Annotated in this window: 18 protein-coding genes; 6 read left to right on the forward strand and 12 right to left on the reverse strand. The window is 73.5% G+C overall.

The annotated features are described in order from the left end of the window. The first annotated feature begins 9 nt into the window (after positions 1-9). Positions 10-678 (forward strand): isochorismatase family cysteine hydrolase, encoded by a 669-nt coding sequence (locus O7629_RS13780; RefSeq protein WP_278169592.1) that lies wholly within the window; start codon positions 10-12, stop codon positions 676-678. Positions 679-820: 142 nt separating this feature from the next. Here O7629_RS13780 and O7629_RS13785 read toward each other — a convergent pair whose 3' ends face one another. The 11 genes from O7629_RS13785 to O7629_RS13835 all read right to left on the reverse strand — a co-directional run bounded on the left by O7629_RS13785 (position 821) and on the right by O7629_RS13835 (position 12,128). Beyond that, positions 821-2,476: a class I adenylate-forming enzyme family protein gene (locus O7629_RS13785; RefSeq protein ID WP_278169593.1), complete on the reverse strand. Its 1,656-nt coding sequence runs from the start codon at positions 2,474-2,476 to the stop codon at positions 821-823. Further along, positions 2,473-3,378, reverse strand: coding sequence for a TIGR03619 family F420-dependent LLM class oxidoreductase (locus tag O7629_RS13790; protein ID WP_278169594.1), 906 nt, complete (start codon positions 3,376-3,378; stop codon positions 2,473-2,475). The genes O7629_RS13785 and O7629_RS13790 overlap by 4 nt, the downstream gene beginning before the upstream one ends. Further along, positions 3,378-4,259 carry an enoyl-CoA hydratase gene (locus tag O7629_RS13795; protein ID WP_278169595.1) on the reverse strand — a complete coding sequence of 294 codons (882 nt, stop codon included), beginning with the start codon at positions 4,257-4,259 and terminating at the stop codon, positions 3,378-3,380. The genes O7629_RS13790 and O7629_RS13795 overlap by 1 nt, the downstream gene beginning before the upstream one ends. Continuing rightward, entirely contained in the window at positions 4,256-5,302 is a 1,047-nt protein-coding gene (locus tag O7629_RS13800; protein WP_278169596.1) for an acyl-CoA dehydrogenase family protein, read from the reverse strand. Before O7629_RS13800 ends, O7629_RS13795 begins: the two co-directional genes overlap by 4 nt. Before the next feature lie 12 nt (positions 5,303-5,314). Next, complete coding sequence (locus O7629_RS13805) at positions 5,315-6,454, reverse strand: acyl-CoA dehydrogenase family protein (RefSeq protein WP_278169597.1); 1,140 nt, start codon at positions 6,452-6,454, stop codon at positions 5,315-5,317. A 3-nt stretch (positions 6,455-6,457) separates the two neighbouring features. Further along, complete coding sequence (locus O7629_RS13810) at positions 6,458-7,282, reverse strand: enoyl-CoA hydratase family protein (RefSeq protein ID WP_278169599.1); 825 nt, start codon at positions 7,280-7,282, stop codon at positions 6,458-6,460. 10 nt (positions 7,283-7,292) lie between these two features. Beyond that, a complete protein-coding gene (locus tag O7629_RS13815; RefSeq protein ID WP_278169601.1) occupies positions 7,293-8,069 on the reverse strand; it encodes an SDR family oxidoreductase in 777 nt (258 codons plus the stop codon). Continuing rightward, entirely contained in the window at positions 8,056-9,174 is a 1,119-nt protein-coding gene (locus O7629_RS13820; RefSeq protein ID WP_278169603.1) for a nitronate monooxygenase, read from the reverse strand. Before O7629_RS13820 ends, O7629_RS13815 begins: the two co-directional genes overlap by 14 nt. After that, entirely contained in the window at positions 9,171-9,935 is a 765-nt protein-coding gene (locus tag O7629_RS13825; protein ID WP_278169604.1) for a CoA-transferase, read from the reverse strand. Before O7629_RS13825 ends, O7629_RS13820 begins: the two co-directional genes overlap by 4 nt. After that, the gene (locus tag O7629_RS13830) at positions 9,932-10,789 is read right to left on the reverse strand and encodes a CoA-transferase (protein WP_278169605.1); all 858 of its coding nucleotides are present in this window, start codon (positions 10,787-10,789) and stop codon (positions 9,932-9,934) included. Before O7629_RS13830 ends, O7629_RS13825 begins: the two co-directional genes overlap by 4 nt. Positions 10,790-10,886: 97 nt before the next feature. After that, a complete protein-coding gene (locus tag O7629_RS13835; protein ID WP_278169606.1) occupies positions 10,887-12,128 on the reverse strand; it encodes an acetyl-CoA C-acetyltransferase in 1,242 nt (413 codons plus the stop codon). Positions 12,129-12,324: 196 nt separating this feature from the next. Between O7629_RS13835 and O7629_RS13840 the strand changes: the two genes are divergently transcribed. Genes O7629_RS13840 through O7629_RS13860 form a run of 5 tightly spaced genes read left to right on the forward strand, consistent with a single transcriptional unit; the run spans position 12,325 to position 18,506 of the window. Further along, the gene (locus O7629_RS13840; protein WP_278169608.1) at positions 12,325-13,626 is read left to right on the forward strand and encodes an FAD-dependent monooxygenase; all 1,302 of its coding nucleotides are present in this window, start codon (positions 12,325-12,327) and stop codon (positions 13,624-13,626) included. Beyond that, positions 13,623-15,110: an aldehyde dehydrogenase family protein gene (locus tag O7629_RS13845; RefSeq protein ID WP_278169609.1), complete on the forward strand. Its 1,488-nt coding sequence runs from the start codon at positions 13,623-13,625 to the stop codon at positions 15,108-15,110. Before O7629_RS13840 ends, O7629_RS13845 begins: the two co-directional genes overlap by 4 nt. After that, a complete protein-coding gene (locus O7629_RS13850; protein WP_278169610.1) occupies positions 15,097-16,725 on the forward strand; it encodes an NAD(P)/FAD-dependent oxidoreductase in 1,629 nt (542 codons plus the stop codon). The genes O7629_RS13845 and O7629_RS13850 overlap by 14 nt, the downstream gene beginning before the upstream one ends. Continuing rightward, a complete protein-coding gene (locus tag O7629_RS13855; protein ID WP_278169611.1) occupies positions 16,718-17,470 on the forward strand; it encodes a 3-oxoacyl-ACP reductase family protein in 753 nt (250 codons plus the stop codon). The genes O7629_RS13850 and O7629_RS13855 overlap by 8 nt, the downstream gene beginning before the upstream one ends. A gap of 34 nt (positions 17,471-17,504) precedes the next feature. Further along, on the forward strand, positions 17,505-18,506 hold the full coding sequence (locus tag O7629_RS13860; protein WP_278169613.1) for a hypothetical protein: 1,002 nt from the start codon (positions 17,505-17,507) through the stop codon (positions 18,504-18,506). Positions 18,507-18,545: 39 nt separating this feature from the next. On the opposite strand, the gene O7629_RS13865 is transcribed toward O7629_RS13860, so the two are convergent. Continuing rightward, positions 18,546-20,747 (reverse strand): GGDEF domain-containing phosphodiesterase, encoded by a 2,202-nt coding sequence (locus tag O7629_RS13865; protein WP_278169614.1) that lies wholly within the window; start codon positions 20,745-20,747, stop codon positions 18,546-18,548. Positions 20,748-20,854: the final 107 nt, after the last annotated feature.

Consider the following 20,854-nt stretch of genomic DNA (forward strand, 5'->3'; position numbering starts at 1 on the left):
GGAGCTCCGATGGCCCGCAGCTACCTCGGTCACGTCCTGCCCGACCGCCTCGACCTCAAGATCGAACCGACCCGTACGGCGCTGCTCGTCGTGGACATGCAGAACGATTTCGTGCACGACGACGGATACTGCGCGAAGGCCTTCGGAACGGCGATGGTGGCCGGCTTCCAGGGCGTGGTCGCGCCGATCGCCCGGCTCGTCGCCGCAGCCCGCAGGGCCGGCGTCGCGGTGCTCTACTGCCGGGTGGTACAGCATCCCGACGGGTCCCTGGCCTCACCGGTCTGGCTCGCCGACAACCTGCGGCACGGCTTCGAACCGCTGCACTGCATGCGGGGCACCTGGGGTTGGGAGATCGTGGACGAGCTCGCCCCGCAGCCGGGCGAGGTGGTGTTCGAGAAGCTGCGGCGCAGCGCATTCGTCGGCACCCAACTGGAGAACCTGCTCCGCAGCCGGGACATCCGCAGCCTGGTGGTGACCGGTGTCGCCGGCACCGGATGTGTCGAGTCCACCGTGCGCGACGCGATCGAACGGGACTACTTCACCGTCGTGCCGGCCGACTGCGTCGCCAACAACAATGCCGAGCTCACCGCCGCCTGCGAACCGGCCTTCCGGGCCCTGCTCGCCCCGGAGGACTGGACCACCAGCGATCAGGTCGTCGCGATCTGGTCCGGCTCCTGACCCCGCACCGGCATGCGAGCACGGCGTCACTGTCGCGGGACGGGGTACCGGTCGGGCTTGATGCCACAGGTGCATCAGGATGCACCTGTGGCATCAAGCCCGGGGAGGGACCTCGGGTCTCCCGGGAGCCGACACCGGCCGGTCAGCCGAATCGGTTCGCGGCGTCGGCCCGCAACCGGGCCTTGTCCGCCTTGCCGCCCGCGCTCAGCGGCAGCTCGGCCAGGGTTACCAGCCGTTCCGGCCACTCGTACTTGGAGACTCCCCGGGCGGCCAGCTCGGCCCGCAGCTCGTCGAGGGTCAGCTCGGCTCCGTCGGTGGTCACCACGTACGCGCAGGCCCGCTCGCCGAGCACCTCGTCGGCGGCCGGCACCACCGCCACCTGGGCGACCCGCTCGCAACCGCCGACCGCCTCCTCGACGGCCAGCACACTGATGTTGTGTCCACCCCGGATGATGAAGTCCGCCACCCGGCCGGTGACCGTCAGATACCCGGCCGGGTCGATCCGCACCAGGTCACCGGTGAGCATCCAGCCCTGCGGGTTGACCAGTTGCCGGTTGGCGTCCGGGTCGTCGTAGTACCCGGGGGTCAGCCCGGGCCCCCGGGCGGCGCACTGCCCGGGCCCGCCGGACGCGGTCACATCGGTGCCGTCGGCGTCGAACAGCCGGACCCGCATCTGCGGGATCACCCGGCCGGCGGTGCCGAGCCGGTGCTCCCGGGAGTCGTCGACCCGGGTCACACTGATCGGTCCGGCCTCGTTGGAGCCGTAGAACTGCAGCACGGCGCAGCCGGTCTCCTCCTCGAACCTCGCCGCCCGCTGGGCCGGCACCCGCTCCCCGCCGGTGAACAGCACCCGCAGCGACGACACGTCCCGCCCGGCGTGCCCACCGGCGTTGAGCATCATCACGAACTGGCTGGTCACCGCAGCGAGCACGGTGACCCGGTGCCGTTCGATCAGCTGCCAGGTCTGCTCCGCGTCGAACTCCTCGGCCAGCACCGTCGGGTAGCCGTACATGGTCGGCACCACGTGCCCGCTCCACTGCCCGAAGCCGTACGGGGCGGGCAGCACACTGGCGAACACCTCGTCCGGACCGAACCGGGCGGCCTCGGCCGCGAGCGGCCCGAAGTACTTGCGGGTGTTCATCGTCTGCATCACACACTTGGGCAGCCCGGTCGTGCCCGACGTGGAGTTGAGGAAGAACAGGTCGTTGGCGCCGAGGCCGCGGCCGGCGAGGGCGGCGGCCGCCGTGGCCACGTCGGGCAGTGGGAGTGGTTCACCGTCGCGCAGCAGGCTGACCTCGCCGGCCGGGGTCAGCCGTACGGCCAGGTGCGCCGGCCGGTCCGGCGCCGGGTCTCCGGCGCGCAGTTCGGCGGCCAGGTCGGCGGCGGCGCGGCCCCGGTGCACCGGCCGGGTGAGCAGCGCGGTCGCCCGGGTACGCCGGATGAGGTGCCGTACCTCGGCCGCGCCGGCCCGGGGGCCGATGCCGACCGTCACCAGGCCGGCCTTCTGCGCCGCGAGGTAGGCGACGTGCACCAGCGCGCCGTTGGTGAGCAGGGTGGCGATCCGCTCCCCCGGCCGCAGGCCGGCCAGCGCGTAGCCGCCGGCCAGCCGGGTGCTCAGCGTGTCGTACGCCGACCAGCTCAGGGTGGCGTCGGTGGCGATGAACGCCGGGTCGTCGGGGCGGGCGGCGGCGTGCCGGGCGACCATCGACGCGATGGTGTCGTCGTCCCAGTGCCCGGCCCGGGTGTACTCGTCGATGGTCGCCCGGTCGAAGACGGCCGGTCCGGTGGCTGCGGTCATGCGTTCTCTCCTGCGGGGTGGCCGGCCGATGCCGGGTCGGGCCACAGCGGCGCGAGCCGCTCGGCGACGGAGTCGAGGGCGGCCAGCCGGTCCGCCCGGGTGGCTGCCGGTGGCAGCCGGGTGAACGGCGCGACGACCAGGTGATTGAGTCCTGCGTCGCGGTACGCCTCGACGGCGGCGACGCTGATCTCGCCGGAGAGCCGGACGTGGTGGGTGAAGTCGTCGTCGGCCCGGCCGAGCTGCTCCCGCAGCGCGGTTATCCGACCGCACAGCCGGGCGGAGGTGGCCAGGTCGACGTCCGGCCCGAACCAGCCGGCGCCGTGCCGGGCCGCCCGACGCAGCGCGGCCCGGCTGTGCCCGCCGACCACCACCGGCACCGACGGTTGCGGCGCGGCACCGAAGTGTACGGTCGGAAAGTCGAAGAACCGCCCGTGGTGGGCGACCGGCCGGCCGGACCAGAGCAGGTCGAGCACCCGCAGCATTTCGTCGGTGCGGGCGCCCCGGGTGCCGAAGTCGGCGCCGAGCGCGGCGAACTCCTCGGCCATCCAGCCGACCCCGACGCCGAGCACCGCCCGGCCGGCGGACAACTGCTGCAGGCTGGCCCAGGCACGGGCGATGTGGAACGGGTCCCTTAGCGGAGCGATCAGCACGCCGGTACCGAGCCGGATCCGGGTGGTCCGGGCGGCCAGGTGGCCGAGCGTCACGGTCACGTCGGCCAACGGGGTGCTCGGCCGGATGCCGGGGTCGCCCGAGGACCGGTACGGGTAGGTCGGTGCGTACTGTGCCGGGGTGATCACGTGGTCGGCCAGCCAGACGGTGTGGAAGCCGAGCTGCTCGGCGTGCACCGCGAGCGGCGCGTACTCGGTGGCCGGCAGGCCGAACAGCTGCAGGTCGAACCGCATCAGCCGGCACCGTCCGTCCGCTCGCGCATGCTCCGGGCGTCGTGGCCGGCCAGCGGATCGTCACCGACCTCCGCGTTGTGTGCGTGCGCCACGTGGTGCAGACCGAACACCGAATCCATCCCGGCGCGCAGACCCATCAGGTCCTCGGCCTGGTTGACCGCCTTCTTGGTCAGCGCCAGACCGAGCCGGGGCATGGTGGCGATCCGGCCGGCCAGCTCCATCGTGTACGCCTCCAGCTCGGCCCGGGGCACCACCCGGTTGACCATGCCGAGGGCCAACGCCCGGTCCGCGTCCACCCGCTCGCCGAGGAAGAGGAACTCCTTGGCGAACCGGGGTCCCATCACCCACGGGTGGGCGAAGTACTCGACGCCGGGGATGCCCATCCGTACCACCGGGTCGGCGAACCGGGCGTCGTCGGCGGCGACGATCAGGTCACAGCACCAGGCGAGCATCAGACCGCCGGCGATGCAGGCGCCCTGCACCATGGCGACGGTCGGTTTGGGCAGTTCCCGCCAGCGCCGGCACATGCCGAGGTAGACCTCGGACTCGCGGGCGAACCGGCTCTCCGCGCCGGCCTTGCCGACGTGGTCCCACCACAGCCCGGCCCGGCGCGGGAAGCTGCGGTCGGCGTCGCGCCCGGGTGTGCCGATGTCGTGCCCGGCCGAGAAGTGCTTGCCGGCACCGGCGAGCACCACCACCCGTACGTCGTCGTCGGCGGCGGCCCGGGAGAAGGCGTCGTCGAGGGCGTAGGTCATCGCGGAGTTCTGCGCGTTGGCGTACCGGGGGCGGTTCATGGTGACCACCGCCACCGGCCCGTCGGTGGCGTACCGGACCACCGCCTCGTCGTCGTGGGCCGTAGCGTCGTCGGCGGCGTCGGTCACGGTCGTCCTCCTTGCTCGGCGGTGGCGGCCGGCAGTCCGATCGCGGTGCCGAGCCGGTCGAGGTGGTGGTCGGTGCCGCCGGCCGCGGCCACGATCGCCCACCCCCGCTTGGCGTACAGGTGCAGGTCGTACTCGACGGTGTAGCCGATCGCGCCGTGGCACTGCAGCGCGGCGCGGGCGGTCTGCTCGGCGGCGTCGGCGGCGAGCAGGTAGCCGGCCGACACGTCGGCCGGGCGGCTGTCGGCACCGGTGGCGGCCGCCCAGCCGGCGGCGAGCACCGCTGGGGCGGCGAGTTCCAGCCCGAGCAGGGCGTCGGCGAGCTGGTGCTGCACCGCCTGGAAGCTGCCGACCGGGGCGCCGAACTGGCGGCGGGTGCCGACGTGCGCGACGGTGAGGTCGAGCATCCGCCGGCCGAGCCCGACCAGCTGGGCCGACGCGGCCAGGGTGGCCCGGTCGGCGGTCAGCGCCAGCAGGTCCGCCGGCACGTCGAGCCGGGTGCCGACGGACGGCCCGACGGCGGGGTCGCCGGTGAGCCGCAACGCGGCCCGGCTGCCGTCCATGGTCGGCACCGGCGTGGTCGCGACCTCGTCCGGCCGGACCAGCCGGGGTCCGTCCGGCGAGGTCAGGAGCAGCAGCAGGTCGGCCCGCTGCCCGTACGGGACCAGGCCGCCCGGCCCGGCGACGGCGATCCGGCAGCGGCCCTCGACGAGCGCGGCGAGCTGCCCGCCGGGGTCGCCGGCCGCGGCCAGCAGCGGGCCGGCGACGGCGGCGGTCTCGGCCACCGGCAGTGGCACCGCCGCGTACCCGGCGGCGGTGAGCAGCGGCGCCAGGTCCACCTCGGTCAGTCCGAGTCCGCCAGCGGACTCGGGCACCATCGCGGCGAGCAAACCCATCTCAGCGAGCGCGGTCCACAGCCGGTCCAGCGGCGCGGGATCCCCGCCGGGCCAGCCGGCGCGGACCACCGCCGGTGGGCATTCGGCGGTGAGCAGGTCGTCAACCGCGTCGCGCAGCGTGGCCTGCTCGTCGGTGAGGGCGAACCGCATGCCGTCTCCTCCTCAGCGTCGGGGCAGGCCGAGCAGCCGCTCGGCGACGATGCCGCGTTGGATCTCGTTGGTGCCGGCGTAGATCGGGCCGGCCAGGGAGAACTGGAAGCCCCGGGTCCAGTCGGCGTCGACCTCGGCGTCCGGGCCGAGCAGGTCGAGGGCGGTACGGTGCAGCGCGATGTCCAGCTCGGACCAGTGGATCTTGTTGAGGCTGGCCGCCGCGCCCGGCGGGTCACCGTCGAGCATCCGGGTCACCTGGGCCAGGGTGAACAGCTGGTAGGCGCGGGCGCCGAGCCAGGCCCGTACCACCTGCTCGCGCAGCCGGCCGGTGAGCCGGTCCGGCCGGTCGCCGGCCAGCTGGACCAGCCGGGCGGCGGCCGCGGTGAACCGGCCCGGCGGGCGCAGGGTGAGGCCCCGTTCGGAGCCGGTGGTGGCCATCGCCACCCGCCAGCCGGCCCCGACCTCGCCGATCACGTCGGCGTCGGGGACGAACACGTCGTCGAGGTAGACGTCGGCGAACCCCTCGTCGCCGTCGAACCGGCCGAATCCCCGCACGGTCACCCCGGGGGCGTCCAGCGGCACCAGGAAGTAGGTCAGCCCCCGGTGCCGCTGCTGCTGCGGGTCGGTGCGGAACAGGCCGAACAGGTGGGTGCAGAACGCGCCCCGGGTGGTCCACGTCTTGTGCCCGGTCAGCCGCCACCCGCCGGCCGCGTCGTCGCGGACCGCCCGGCTGGTCAACGCGGCCAGGTCGCTGCCGGCGCCCGGTTCGGACCAGCCCTGGCACCACAGCTGCTCGGCGGCGGCCATCGCCGGGAGGATCCGGTCCCGCTGCTCGTCGGTGCCGAACTCGAACAGGGTCGGCGCGAGCAGGAAGATGCCGTTCTGGGTGACCCGCTGCGGAGCGCCGGCGGCGGCGTACTCCTCCTCGAAGATCAACCACTGCCAGAGCGAGGCGTCCCGGCCGCCGTAGCGGCGCGGCCAGGAGACCACCGACCAGCCGCCGTCGTGCAGCGTGCGCTCCCACTCCAGGTGGGCGGCGAAGCCGGCCCGGGTGTCACCGGAGGGTAGCGGACGGGCTGGCCGGTGGGCGCGCAGCCAGTCGCGGGCCTCGGCGCGGAACTGTTCGTCGGCGGGGTCCGGACGCAGGTCCATCGGTCAGCCCTCCTGGCCGGGGTCGGCTGCCGGGCCAGCACCGTGATGCCGGGCCGGCCCGGGGGCGGGCCGGTCGCCGAAGCCGTCGCGGACCCGGTGCGCGACACCGGACAGGTTCAACTCGAAGGTGAAGCCCTGCTCGTAGCGGTAGCTGCGTTTGACGTCCCACGGGTCGATGCCGTTGAGCGACTCCTTCGCCGCCCGGATCACCGCCGGGTCCTTGGCGGCGATCTGCCGGGCGACCTCCAGCGCGGCGGACCGCAGCGCGGCGGCGGGGACCACGCGCAGCACCGAGCCGTAGGCGTGCAGCTCGGCGGCGGTGGCGGTGGCGGAGGTGTAGAGCATCGCCCGGGCCCGGTGCTGCGGCACCAGCCGGGACAGGTGGGTGGCGGCGCCGAGCGCGCCCCGGTCCACCTCGGGCAGCCCGAACGTGGCGTCGTCGCTGGCGATGACGATGTCGGCGTTGCCCACCAGACCGATGCCACCGCCGAGGCAGAAGCCGTGGACGGCGGCGACCACCGGCACCGGGCAGTCGTAGACGGCGGCGAACGCCGCGAAGCAGCCCCGGTTGGCGCCGATCAGCGCGTCGTTGCCGGGGTCGGCCTGGATCTGCTTGATGTCGACGCCGGCGTTGAAGCCACGGCCCTGCGCCCGCAGCACCACGACCCGGGTGGCCGGGTCGGCGCCGGCGGCGGTGACCGCCTCGGCGAGGCGGTACCAGCCGGCGACCGGCAGGGCGTTGACGGGCGGCCGGTCGACCACGATCTCGGTCACTCCGTCGGTGCCGGTGGTCGCGACGACCATCGCACTGTCCGCTGTGGATGTCATGACTGGGTCCTCACGGGTGTTGGCTGCTGACCGAGAGCACCTCGCCCACCAGGTACGAGGCGTAGTCGCTGGCCAGGAAGACGATCACGTTGGCCACCTCCCAGGGTTCGGCGGCCCGGCCGAACGCCTCCCGGTCGGCCAGCGCGGCCAGCAGGGCGTCGTCGGTGACCTTGGCCAGGTTGGCGTGCATGGCGAGGCTCGGCGCGACGGCGTTCACCCGGACCCCGGCCTCGGCGGCCTCGACGGCGCTGCACCGGGTCAGCGCCATCACCCCGGCCTTCGCCGCGGCGTAGTGTGCCTGACCCTGCTGGGCCCGCCAGCCGAGTACGGAGGCGTTGTTGACGATCACGCCGCTGCCGCGCGGCATCATGTGCCGCAGCGCGGCGCGGGTGCACCGGAAGGTGCCGGTGAGGGTGACGTCCAGCACCCGGTGCCACTGGTCGTCGGTCATCTCGGTGATCCGGGCGGTACCGCCCAGGCCGGCGTTGTTGACCAGCACGTCGAGCTGGCCGTAGCCGGCGACGACCTGGTCGATCATGGCCTGGACCTGGGATTCGACGGTCACGTCGCAGACGACGGCGAGGGGTTCGACACCGGTGGCGGCGGCGAGCTCGGCGGCGGTCGCCCGCAGCCGGGTCTCGTGCCGGTCGCTGATCGCCACCCGGGCGCCCTCCTCGGCGCAGCGTCGGGCGGTCGCCGCGCCGATGCCGGTGCCGGCGGCGGCGGTGACCAGCACGGTCCGGCCGGCGAGCAGGCCGTGCCCGGCCGGCGGGTCAACGGTCGCCATCGGCTCGTCCCTCCTGCAGTCCGTCCAGCACCGCCGTCGCCTCGGTGACGATCCGGTCGATCAGTTCGGCGCAGCTGGGCAGGTCGTCGATCAGCCCGGTCACCTGCCCGGTCGCCATCACCCCGAGGTCGGCCCGGCCGTCGACCATCGCGGCGCGCAGCAGCATCGGGGTGTTCGCGGCGAGCAGCACCTGGCCCCAGGTCAGCTCCCGGTTGCGGCGCATCGCCCGACCTTCGGCGAGCAGGTGCCGCCACGGGGTTCCGGTGAGGTGCCGGAACCGGGCGGCGCTGCGTACCGAGCGGACCAGCCGGCGTGCCGGCCCGGCGCGTTCCAGCCGGTCGATGAAGTCGGTGCGCAGCACCCGCTGTGGTACGCCGTCGAGCGCCCGGGTGACCACGGTCCCGTCCAGCCCGGCGTCGAGGTAGCGCCGCAGTACCTGCGGGCTGACCGTGCTGTCGCTGGTGAGCAGGAACCGGGTGCCCATCGCCACCCCGGCCGCGCCGTAGGCGAGGGCGGCGACCAGACCCCGGCCGTCGAAGAACCCGCCGGCACCGATCACCGGAATGTCGACGGCGTCGGCCACCTGCGGCAGCAGCAGACTGGTCGGGACGGCACCGGTGTGGCCGCCGCCCTCGGCGCCCTGCACGATGACCGCGTCGGCACCCCAGGCGGCCACCTTCTCGGCGTGCCGGCGGGCACCGACCGACGGCACCACCCGTACCCCGGCGTCGCGCAGCCGGGCGATCAGCTCCGGCTTCGGGGCCAGGGCGAACGAGGCGACCCGGACGTTCTCCCGGATCAGCAGATCGATCCGCTGCGCGGCGTCGGCGGCGTCGGCCCGCACGTTCACCCCGAACGGCCGCGTGGTGTTCCGCCGGATCTCGGCTATCGCGGCGGCCAGGTCGGGCAGGTCGAGGGTGGCGCCGGCGAGGATGCCCAGCCCGCCGGCCTCGGCGGTGGCGGCGACCAGCCGGGGGCCGGAGACGAAGCCCATGCCGGTCTGCACGATCGGGTAGCGCACCCCGAACAGCTCGCAGATCGGGGTGCGCAGCGCCGGATGGGTCCGGGCCGGGCCGGCGGCCGGCCGCTCCGGGCGGTCGGTCATCGCCGTACCTCCGTGTCGCGGTGCCCGGCCGGGTCGATGACGGTACGGATGAGGCTCAGCTCCTGCGCCGTCGGCAGCCGGGTCTGCGGCACCTCCCCGCCGGTCCACAGCTCGAACCCGGTCGCCTCGTGGACCTGTTCGACGGTGACGCCGGGATGCGTCGACACCAGTCGCATCCGGTGGTCCGGGCCGGCGAAGTCGAAGACCCCGAGGTCGCTCACCACCCGACACAACTGGTGGAAGCGGGCCGCGGACGGTCCGGCCGACGCGGCCCGGTCGTAGCCGATGCCGCAGACCAGGTCGACCTGTTCGACGAAGGTCCGGCGGCTGTGCCGGGGCACCCAGTAGCTGCACGGGTGGCTGACCGTGTTGCCCGGTGCGCCCCGCACCCCGAGCAGGGCCACCTTCGGCCGGTGGAAGTCGCCGATCGCCGAGATGTTGATGTTGCCGTACCGGTCGATCTGGCCCGGTCCCATCATCACGTGCCGGCGGCCGGACCAGATCAGCTCGAAGATCTGCCGGAACGGCAGGGCCCCCTCGGTCTGTGTCGGGGATCCGCCGACCGGCCAGGTGCCCACGCCGAGTGCGGCCTCACCGTCGGTGAGCAGCAGATCCGGGGAGAAGGTGGCCCTGGCCAGCCGGGCGCCGATCGTCGGCACCAGTCCGATCGGGCTGGCCAGGATCTCCCCGTCGCCGCGCCACGCCTCGGCGCAGGCGACCACACACACCTCGGCGCGGGTCGGTTCGGCCGGTGCGCTCACCGGGCCACCTCCGTCCACTCGTTGCGGTCGGCGACGGCCCGCTGGTAGCCGGCCTCGTCGGTGTCGAGGTAGCGGTCCCGGAACGCGGCCCACCGCTCGGTGCCGGCCGCCGCGGCGTACTCCCGCTGGAAGGGTTCGTCGCGCGGGTAGTCCGGGTCGCACGAGGTGAAGTGGGCCCCGCGCGCGGCCGGGACCACGCCGCGGACCTGGTGGCGGCGCACCAGCACCGCCGACGCCGGGGTGAGCTGCTCGGTCGGCACGACCTGTTCGCAGGAGACGTAGGCGCGGTCGGCGGCCGCGCAGTACAGGTCGTCGAAGTATGGGTCGGGCCCGAGGCAGAGGGCGTTGCCGTGGACGTCGGCACGGTGCAGGTGGACCAGGGCGGCGTCCAGCCGCAGCGCGGGCACGGCGAGCAGTTCCTCGTCGTCGTACGGCGAGCGCACGGTCCGCAGGTCCGGGTTGATCCGCATCAGGTCGGAGCCGAGTCCGACCCGGGTGGGCAGGAACGGCAGCCGGCAGGCGGCGGCGTACAGGCCGAGGTAGAGCATGCCCTCGTCGTATTCGACGGCCTCGACGGCGCCGGCCTGGCGGGCGGCCCGGAAGTGCGGCTCCAGCGGGATCGAGTCGAGCGAGACGAAGCCGTACACCAGCCGGCGGACCTTGCCGGCGGCGAGCAGCAGGCCGGCGTCCGGGCCTCCGTAGGTGACGACGGTCAGGTCGTCGAGGTCCGACCGCAGGATCGCCCGGACCAGGGACATCGGCTTGCGGCGCGAGCCCCAGCCGCCGATGCCGATGGTCATGCCGGAGCGCAGTTCGCTCACCACCTGCTCGGCGGTCATCCGTTTGTCGGTCATCGCCACCTACTCGATCCTGGCTGGTCACGGGTGCGGGTACGCCGGAACCGGCGCACCCGCAATGTACCAAGCGCTTGATTGGTTGGCCAGCCCGGGTTCAGCTCGCCCGCTCGATCACCATCGCCATCCCCTGCCCCCCGGCGGCGCACATGGTGACCAGCCCGAACTGCCGGTCACGTTCGCGCAGCGCCCGGATCAGGGTGGTGGTGATCCGGGCACCGGTCATCCCGAACGGGTGACCCACCGCGATCGCCCCGCCGTTGACGTTCACCCGGTCGGGATCGATGCCGAGCAGCCGCACGCAGGGCAGCACCTGGGCGGCGAAGGCCTCGTTGATCTCCACCAGGTCGATGTCACCGATGGTCAGCCCGGCGTGCCCCAGCGCCCGCCGGGTCGCCTCCACCGGGCCGAGGCCCATGATCTCCGGACTGATCGCGGAGACGCCGGTGGCCACGATCCGGGCCAGCGGGGTGACGTCCAGTTCGGCGGCCCGGGCGGCGCTCATCACCACCAGGGCGGCGGCGCCGTCGTTGAGCGGGCAGCAGTTCCCGGCGGTGACCGTGCCGTCCGGGCGGAACACCGGCTTGAGCGCGGCCACCGACGCCAACCGCACCCCGGGGCGGGGGCCGTCGTCGCGGTCGACGACGGTGCCGTCCGGCAACGTCACCGGGGTGATGTCGCGGGCGTAGAAGCCGTCGGCGATCGCCTGCTCGGCCAGGTTCTGGCTGCGCACCGCGAACTCGTCCTGGTCGGCCCGGCTCACCCCGTAGACCTGCGCGACGTTCTCGGCGGTCTCCCCCATCGCGATGTACGGATCCGGCAACGCCCCGGTGTCCCGGGGGTCCTGCCACCGTCCACCGTCGCCGGCGGCGCGCGCCGCGCTGCGGGCACCGGCGGCCGCGTACCGCTCGTTACGAGTCCCCGGCAGATTGTCCGACTTGCCGGCGTCGTACCGGGAGACCATCTCCACGCCGGCGGAGATGAAGACGTCGCCCTCCCCGGCCTTGATCGCATGGAAGGCCATCCGGGTGGTCTGCACCGACGAGGCGCAGTAGCGCTGCACGGTGGTGCCAGGGGTGCCGTCCAGGCCCAACCCGACGGCGACCATCCGGGCCAGGTTGTGGCCGTGTTCGCCGGCCGGCTGGGCGCAACCGAGCAGGACGTCCTGCACCTGCGCCGGGTCCAGGGCGGGCACCTGCGCCAGCGCGGCCCGAGTGATGTCCACGGCGAGGTCGTCGGGGCGCAGCGTGGCGAGCGAGCCCTTGCGCGCCCGGCCGATCGGCGAGCGGGCGGCGGCGACGATAACGGCCTGCGGGGTGGCGGAGTCTCGGGGCGACATGGCGGGCAGCGTACCCTAACAAGCGCTTGGTACGCCATGGTCGGTATGACCGCAGCCAGCCAACCGGCTGTCGTTCTGCTGACCAGAAACGCCGGTCGACGCAGATTCTTCTGAACAGAAGCGGGGTTAGCGTCGGGCAACCTCGGCCGGCCCCGCGTCCGCAGACCGGTCCCGCCCACACCCACCAGGAGGCACGTTGACGGCCAGCGACGGGCAGACCGATGAGTTCATCGTGGTCGGTGGCGGCATCGGCGGGCTCGGCACCGCTCTCGCCCTGGCCCGCGCCGGGCGGCAGGTCCGGGTGTTGGAACGGGCCGCCGCCTTCGGCGAGGTCGGTGCCGGCATCCAGCTCGCCCCCAACGCCACCCGGCTGCTACGCGAATGGGGCCTGCTCGACCGGTTGATCGCCGCCGGGCTGGCGCCCCGGCACCTGGTCCTCGCCGACGCCCGCACCGGCCGGGAACTGAACCGGCTCGACCTCACCGGGCCGTTCACCGAGCGTTACCTGGCCCCGTACGTCGTCGCGCACCGCCGTGACCTGCTCGACCTGCTGCTCGCCGGGGCCGCCGAGGCCGGCGCGGTACTCGAACCCGACCGCGAGGTGACCGCGATCCGGCCCGGCCCGGACGCCGTCGAGATCGACTGCGCCGGCGGGCAGCGCTACCGCGCCCGAGGGGTCGTCGCCGCCGACGGCCTGCATTCCCGGTTCCGCGCCCTGGTCAGCGACGACGAGCCGGAATGCAGCGGCTACGTCGCCTACCGGGGCGCGATCCCGATCGAACAGGCCAGCCGGACCGCCGACCTGTCCGAGGTGGTCGCCTTCATCGGCCCCGGGATGCACTTCGTGCAGTACGCCCTGCGCGGCGGCAGCTACTACAACCAGGTCGCGGTGTTCCGCAGCGAACGGTACCGGCAGGGCGACCCGGACTGGGGCGGCCCGACTGAGCTGCAGGAGGCGTTCTCCCGGGCCTGCCCGCACGTGCGGACCGCCGTCCAGGCGATCCGGACCGACCAGCGGTGGCCGATGTACGACCGGACGCCGATCGACGACTGGGTGCACGGCGGCCGGGTCGCCCTGCTCGGCGACGCCGCCCATCCGATGCTGCAGTACCTGGCCCAGGGCGCCTGCCAGGCGCTGGAGGACGCCGCCGCGCTCGCCGCCGCCGTCACCCGGCACCTGCCCGCCGGGCCGATCAACGCCGACGCGCCGGTCCACCTCGCGCTGCGGGAGTTCGTCCGCGAACGGGCCCCCCGCACCGCCCGGGTGCAGCGCAACGCCCGCACCTGGGGCGACATCTGGCACGTCGACGGCGTCGCCGCGGCGTTGCGCGACGACGCGCTGGCCCACCGTGGACCCACCGACTACCGGTCCACCGACTGGCTCTTCGGCCACACCGCCGCCCAGCGCGGCTCCTCCCCCACCGCGAACCCCACCGCGAACCTGGCGCCGGACGCGCCGACCGCCACCCCGACGACGAGCCGAGACGAGGCGCGATGATCCCCGACCCCGGACGCGACTGGCGTCTGCTGATCGACGGTCGGCTGGTCCCGGCCGGCGACGGCGGGGCGACCCCGACCCGGTCACCGGCCACCGGCGCGGTGCTCGGCCGGGCACCCGCCGCCACCGTCGCCGACGTCGACCGGGCCGTACGGGCGGCACACGCCGCGCAACCGCAGTGGGCGGCCACCCCGCCCCGGCAACGGGCCGCCGTACTACGGTCGATGGCCGACGTGCTGCGCGCACACCGCGCCGAACTCGGTCACCTCGACGCGGCCGACGGCGGCAACCCGGTCACCGCGATGACCACCGACGTCGACCTCGCCGCCGAGCTGCTGGACCGGTTCGCCGACTGGGCCGACCAGCTGGGCGGCCGGACCCTGCCCGGCGGCGACGACCATCTGCACTACACCACCCGACGGCCGTACGGCGTGGTCGCCCGGATCGTGCCGTACAACCATCCGGTCATGTTCGCCGCCTCCCGGGTCGCGGCGCCGCTGCTGGCCGGCAACTCGGTGGTGCTCAAGGCCCCCGACCAGACACCGCTGTCCGCGCTGCGCTTCGGTGAGCTGGTCGCCGACCTGCTGCCGGCCGGGGTGCTGGCGGTGCTGACCGGCGACGGCGCCACCGTCGGGCCGGCGCTGGTCGGCCACCGGCTGGTGCGGCGGATCGCGTTCACCGGCAGCACCGGTACCGGCCAGGCGGTGCTGCGCACCGCCGCCGCGCACGGCGTCAAACAGGTGTCGTTGGAGCTGGGCGGCAAGAACCCGATGGTGATCCTGGCCGACGCCGACGTGGCCGCCGCCAGCGCCGGCGCGGTCGCCGGGATGAACTTCCACTGGACCGGCGGGCAGTCCTGCGGCTCCACTTCCCGGCTGCTGGTGCACCGCTCGCTCGTCGACGAGGTGGTCGAGCGGGTGGTGGCCGGCACCCGCGCGGTGCGGGTCGGGGATCCGCTGGACCCGGCCACCGAGATGGGCACCATGGTCTCGGCCGCCCACCGGGACCGGATCGCCGGCTTCCTGCGCCAGGGTCGCGACACCGGGCTGACCGTGGCCACCGGCGGTGGCCTGCCGGACGGGCCCGGCGCGTACGTGGAGCCGACCGTCTTCGTCGACGTGCCGCCGGACAACCCGCTGGCCCGCGAGGAGATCTTCGGGCCGGTGCTCTGCGTCACCCCGTTCGACGACGAGCGGGAGGCGCTGCGGATGGTCAACGACTCGCCGTACGGCCTGACCGCAAGCGTCTGGACCGGCGACGTCGGTCGGGCGCACCGCTGGGCCCGGTCGGTCGACGCCGGCTACGTGTGGATCAACACCGCGTCCCGGCACTTCGCCGGCCTGCCGTTCGGCGGGGTCAAGGACTCCGGCCTCGGCAGCGAGGAGAGCGTCGAGGAACTGCACTCGTTCACCCAGCCCAAGTCGGTCACCGTCCACCTGGGACCGACGAACGACCCACGAGGAGGCGACCGTGGCGACCACTGACCACCCGGCCGACACCTACGACGGCATCATCATCGGGGCCGGCCAGCACGGCCTGATCCTCGGCACCTACCTGGCCCGGGCCGGTCTGCGGGTGCTCCTGGTCGAGCGGCGGCTGCGCCACGGCGGCGGGCTGAGCACCGAGGAACGGACCCTGCCCGGCTTCCAGCACAACCTGCACTCGATCAACCACTTCAGCGTCACCTCGACGCCGTGGTTCCGTGACCTGGGGCTGTCCGCCCGGGTGCGCTATCTGACCCCACGGTACGAGTTCGCCCAGCCGCACCGCGACGGCAGCGCGCTGGTCTTCTCCCGCGACCTCGACGAGACGCTGGCCAGCATCGGCCGGTTCAGCAAGGCCGACGCCGACACGTTCCGGGAGTGGAACGCCAAGGCGGAGGAGATGACCCAGCGGATCTTCCTGCGCGAACGGTTCAGTGAGCCGCTGAGCCCGGCCGACCGCGACGAGCTGCTCGGCCGTACCGCGTTGGGCCGTGACTTCCTGGAGCTGACCCGACGGCAACCCGGCGAGGTGGTCGAGGAGCTGTTCACCGACGAGCGGGTCAAGGTGCTGTTCCTGTTCAAGCTGTCACTGTTCGGCACCGTGCTGCACGAGACGCTCGGCACGCACAGCCCGCTCGGCTCGCTGATCCGCGCCTTCGACCTGACCACCGGTTACGAGCTGTGCGCCGGCGGCAGTTGGAATCTGGCCCGCGGGCTGATGGAGGAGTTCATCGCCGCCGGCGGACACTTCGTCAACCAGGCGCACGTCGAGCGGATCGTCGTCGAGGGCGGTCGGGCCACCGGCATCGAACTCGCCGACGGGCGCTCGATGCGGGCCCGGCAGTTCGTGGCCAGCACGCTGGACCTGCACCAGACCCTGGAGACGCTGGTCGGCCGCGACCAACTGCCCGCCGACTACCTGGCCCGGCTGGACAAGTTCCACTACACCGGCTGGACGTTGTTCGGCCTGCACCTGGCGCTCGACGAGCCCCCGGCGTACACCTCGGCGGCCTTCGACCCGCACGTGAACGGGGCGCTGAAGTACAACATCGGCTCGGAGACCATCGCCAGTCTGATGGCCGCGCACGACGACGTGGACAACGGCCGGGTGCCGACCAACGTCCAGTTCGGTGCCGGGGCGCTGAGCGTGCTCGACCCGAGCCAGGCGCCGCCGGGCAAGCACACCGCGTACGCCTGGCACGTGGTGCCGTGGGCGCCCGACGGCGACCACGAGAACCTGCGCCGGATGCAGGGCGACATGGCCGCGTCGATCATGGACAGGTGGCGGGAGTACGCGCCCAACCTGACCGACGCCACCGTGCTGGGCTCGTACACCTACACCGCCTACGAGTACGCGCAGGAACTGATCAACATGCGGCACGGCGACATCTTCATGGGGGCGCTCAGCGCCGACCAGGTGCTGCACAACCACTTCGGCTACCGCACCCCGCTGCCGAACCTCTACCTGGCCGGCTCAGCCTGCCACCCCAACGGGGCGATCAGCGGCGGCGCCGGGTACATCGCCGCCGGGGTGATCGCCCGCGACCTGGGTGTCGAGCCGTGGTGGCAACCGATGGACGCCCGTACCGAACTGTCCCGGCTCGGCGATGGCTGACCGGCTGGCCGGCCGGGTGGCCATCGTCACCGGCGGCGGACAAGGGCTCGGCCGGGCCTTCGCGCACCGGCTGGCGGCCGACGGGGCGCGGGTGGTGGTGGCCGACCGCAACACCGAGGCGGCTGGTGCCGTCGCCGCCGAGATCGGCGACGGCGCGCTCGCCGTCGAGGTCGACGTCGCCGACCCGGACAGCGTGGCGGCGATGGTCCGGCGCGGCACCGACGCGTTCGGTGGGATCGACGTCCTGGTCAACAACGCGGCGATCTTCTCGACCCTGGCGATGCGGCCGTTCGACCAGATCGACCCGGCCGAGTGGGACCAGGTGATGGCGGTCAACGTCCGTGGCCCGTTCCTGTGCACCCGGGCGGTCGCGCCGGTGATGCGCCGGGCCGGCTACGGCAAGGTGGTCAACATCTCGTCGGCCACCGTGTGGATCGGCCGACCGCACTACCTGCACTACGTGACCTCCAAGGCGGCGCTGATCGGGATGACCCGGGCGCTGGCCACCGAGCTGGGCCCGGCCGGAGTACGGGTCAACGCGGTCACCCCGGGCGCCACCCGGACCGAGATCCCGCGGGCCACCGTCACCCCGGAGCAGGAGGCGGCAATCGTCGCCGGCCAGGCGATCAAACGGCGGCAGGTGCCGGACGACCTGGTCGGCGTGGTCGCCTTCCTGGCCGGGCCGGACAGCGACTTCATCACCGGACAGACGGTCAACGTCGACGGCGGCGCGGCGTTCCACTGAGGATGCCCACGTCGCTGCGAGGATTGGAGGCACCATGGCGCACCGGCTGCCGATCAGCCTGGCCTGCTGGGACTACGACCGCACCCGGGCACTGCGGGAGGGCACGGTACGGCCGACCGGCGTGGACCTGACCTACCTGTCGCTGCCGCCCGAGGAGACCTTCTTCCGGATGCTGCGCTGGCAGGAGTTCGACGTCGCGGAGATGTCCCTGTCGTCGTACGTGCTGTCGCTGTTCGCCGACGAACCGCCGTTCGTGGCGATCCCGGTCTTCCCGTCCCGGGTGTTCCGGCACGGCTCGATCTACCTGGCGCCGTCGTCGCCGGTCCGCGACCCGGCCGAGCTGGCCGGCCGTACGGTCGGGATCCCCGAGTACCAGATGACCGCCGCCGTGTGGATCCGCGGCATCCTGGCCGAACACCACGGGCTGCCGGTCGACGGGGTCAGCTACCGCACCGGCGGTCTGCACCACGCCGGCCGGCAGGAGAAGCTGCGGCTGGACCTGCCGGACCGGTTCGACGTACGGCCGATCGGCGCGGGCGAGACGCTCGACGGGCTGTTGCGCAGCGGCGCGATCGACGCCCTGTACACCGCCCGGGCACCCCGGTCGTTCGTGCCGGCCGCCGGCCCGGACCGGGTCCGTCGGCTGTTCGCCGACCCCTCCGCCGCCGAACGGGCGTACCTGCGGGCCACCGGCGTCTTCCCGATCATGCACGCGGTGGTGTTGCGCCGCGACGTCTACCAGCGGCACCGGTGGCTGGCCCGGGCGCTGCTGGACGCGTTCACCGAGGCCAAGGACCAGGTCTACGCCGAACTGCGGGAGGTGACCGCGTTGAAGGTCAGCCTGCCGTGGGTGGTGCCGGCAGCCGAGGAGGCGGCGGCGCTGCTGGGCGACGACTTCTGGCCGTACGGCGTCGAACCCAACCGGACGGTGCTGGAGACGTTTCTGCGCTACTCGCACGAGCAGGGCCTGGCCCGGCGGCGGCTGGACCCGGCGGAGCTGTTCGCCCCGGAGACCCTCGCCGACACCCTGGTCTGAACCCGACACCCGACACACCCTGGGCTCAGTCCGGGCCGGCTAGGACACGGCGGACCGGCGCAGCAGGGCCCGCAGGGCCGGCTCCTCCACCGGCCGGGACAGGCCGAACCCCTGCCCGAACTCGCAGCCCATCGCGGTCAACTCGGCCCGCTGGTCGTCGTTCTCGATCCCCTCGGCCACCGTGCTGAGCCGCAGCCCCCGGCTCATCGCCAGGATCGCCTGGACCACCGGCAGGCAGGTCGGATCCTCGGCGCCGATCTGGCCCACGAACATCTTGTCGATCTTCAACTCGTCGATCGGATATCGGTGCAGGTGGCCGAGGGAGCTGAATCCGGTGCCGAAGTCGTCCAGGGCGATCCGGACGCCGAGTCGACGCAGCGCGGACAGCTGCGACTCGATCGCGTCGTGCTCGGTGGCCAGGACGCTCTCGGTCATCTCCAAGGTCAGCGTGGCCGGCGGCAGACCGGAGCGTTCCAACGCGGCCAGCACGTCCGCGACCACGTCGCCCAGCATGAACTGGCGCACGCTGACATTGACGTTGATCTGCAACGGTCGGCCACTGAGTCGCTGCCATCCGGCACCGGTGACACAGGCCTCGCCGAGGATCCAGCGGCCGAGTGGCACGATCAGGCCACTGCCCTCGACCAGCGGGATGAACTGGTCCGGCCGGACCATGCCGCGCTGCGGGTGACGCCACCGGACCAGCGCCTCCACTCCGCGTACCGCGCCGTCGGACAGCGCGTGGATCGGCTGGTAGTGCAGGACGAACTCGCGCCGCGACAGCGCGTCCTGCGCCTCCACCTGCAGGCGTACCCGGTCGACCGCAGCCTGGTGCAGTTCGGTGCGGTACCGCACCCGACGGGCCCGGGGCGCAGCCTTGGCGATCTGCAACGCGATGTCGGCCTCGCGCATCAGCCGGTCGGCGTCGGCGTCGCCGTCGCTGACCGCGATGCCGACCCGGGCGGCGATCAGCCGCAGGTGGCCGGCCGCCTCGATCGGCCGGTCGAAGACCGCCAACAGGTCGTCGGCGATCCGCTCGGTGTCGCGGGCGGCGGCCCGCTCGGCGGTCAGCAGCACCGCGAACTCGTCACCGCCGAGGGCGGCCAGCAGGTCGGTGGCCGCCAACCGGCGCCGCAGCAGGCCGGCGACCGCGACCAGCAGTTCGTCACCGGCCTGGTGGCCGAGAGCGTCGTTGACCACCTTGAACGAGTCGATGTCGAGCAGCAGCAACGCGACATCGGTGGTGCTGCCGAGCGCCACGGCCAGCCGTTCCCGCAGCAGGGCCCGGTTGGCCAGGCCGGTCAGCGGATCGTGGTACGCCTGATGGCGCAGCCGCTCGGTGAGCCGTACCCGCTCGGTGACGTCACGGACGGCGAACAACAGCCCGCGTACGTTCGGATCGTGCAGCAGGTTCTGCCCGCTGATCTCGACCGTGGCGGGCTGGTCGGCGTCCGGGGCCGTGACCCGGCACTGCAGGGTCGCCGCCGCACCGGAGTCGACGAGCAGCCGGGCGAGCCAGGCGTCGGCCGCCGGCCGGTCCGGCGGGACGATCCAGGACAGCAGCCGGTCACCGGGTAGCCCGTCGGCGAGCCGGAACACGTCCGCCGCCGCCGGACTCAGGTAGCTGACCGTGGTGTCCCGGTCGGTCAGCACGATCACGTCGCGCGACGACCGGACGACCGCCTCGAACCGGGCCGCCGTACCGGCCTCGAACCGGCGGACCGCGAGCAGCACCAGGCGCAGCGCCAACGACGACAGCAGCAGGCCGGGTCCGTACTGGCCGAGCTGCACCTCAGCCAGGGTGCCGCCAGCGGCGAGCACGCCGGTGGTCATCGCAGCGAGGGTGAACCCGACCGAGAGCAACGCCGCGGGCAGCCCACCGTAGAGCGCGCGCAGCGCGGTGCCGACGAACAGCACCCCACCGGCCGGCAGCGCCCCGACCGCCCAGATCACCACACCGACAGCGGCGGCGGCCACCAGATCGTGGGCGATCGTCGGCCGTTCCCGCCGGTACAGCCGCACGGCGAGCACCGCCAGGACGGCGACGGCGGGTAGCACCGGCCAGGACCGGCTCGGCTCGACCACCGGCGAAATCAGCCACTGTGGAATCACAGTGGCCAGGCAGGCCAGCAGGAAGGCCAGGAAGGCCCGGCGCACCACCGGCAGTAACGGCTGGTTCGCCCCGACCTTCACCCAGGAGCGCAGCGCGGTCGACCACTGCCGGCGGCGTCCAGAGGCCATGTCCGCCAGACTACGGCCTGCGATCATGGCCTGGGGGGCCGACACTCCAGCGTTCGGTGTCCCTGGTGGACTGTTTGGTGGATACCGCGGGCCGGGCTGCCGGTGTT

This window comes from Solwaraspora sp. WMMD792, assembly GCF_029626105.1.
In the GTDB taxonomy this organism is placed as follows: domain Bacteria; phylum Actinomycetota; class Actinomycetes; order Mycobacteriales; family Micromonosporaceae; genus Micromonospora_E.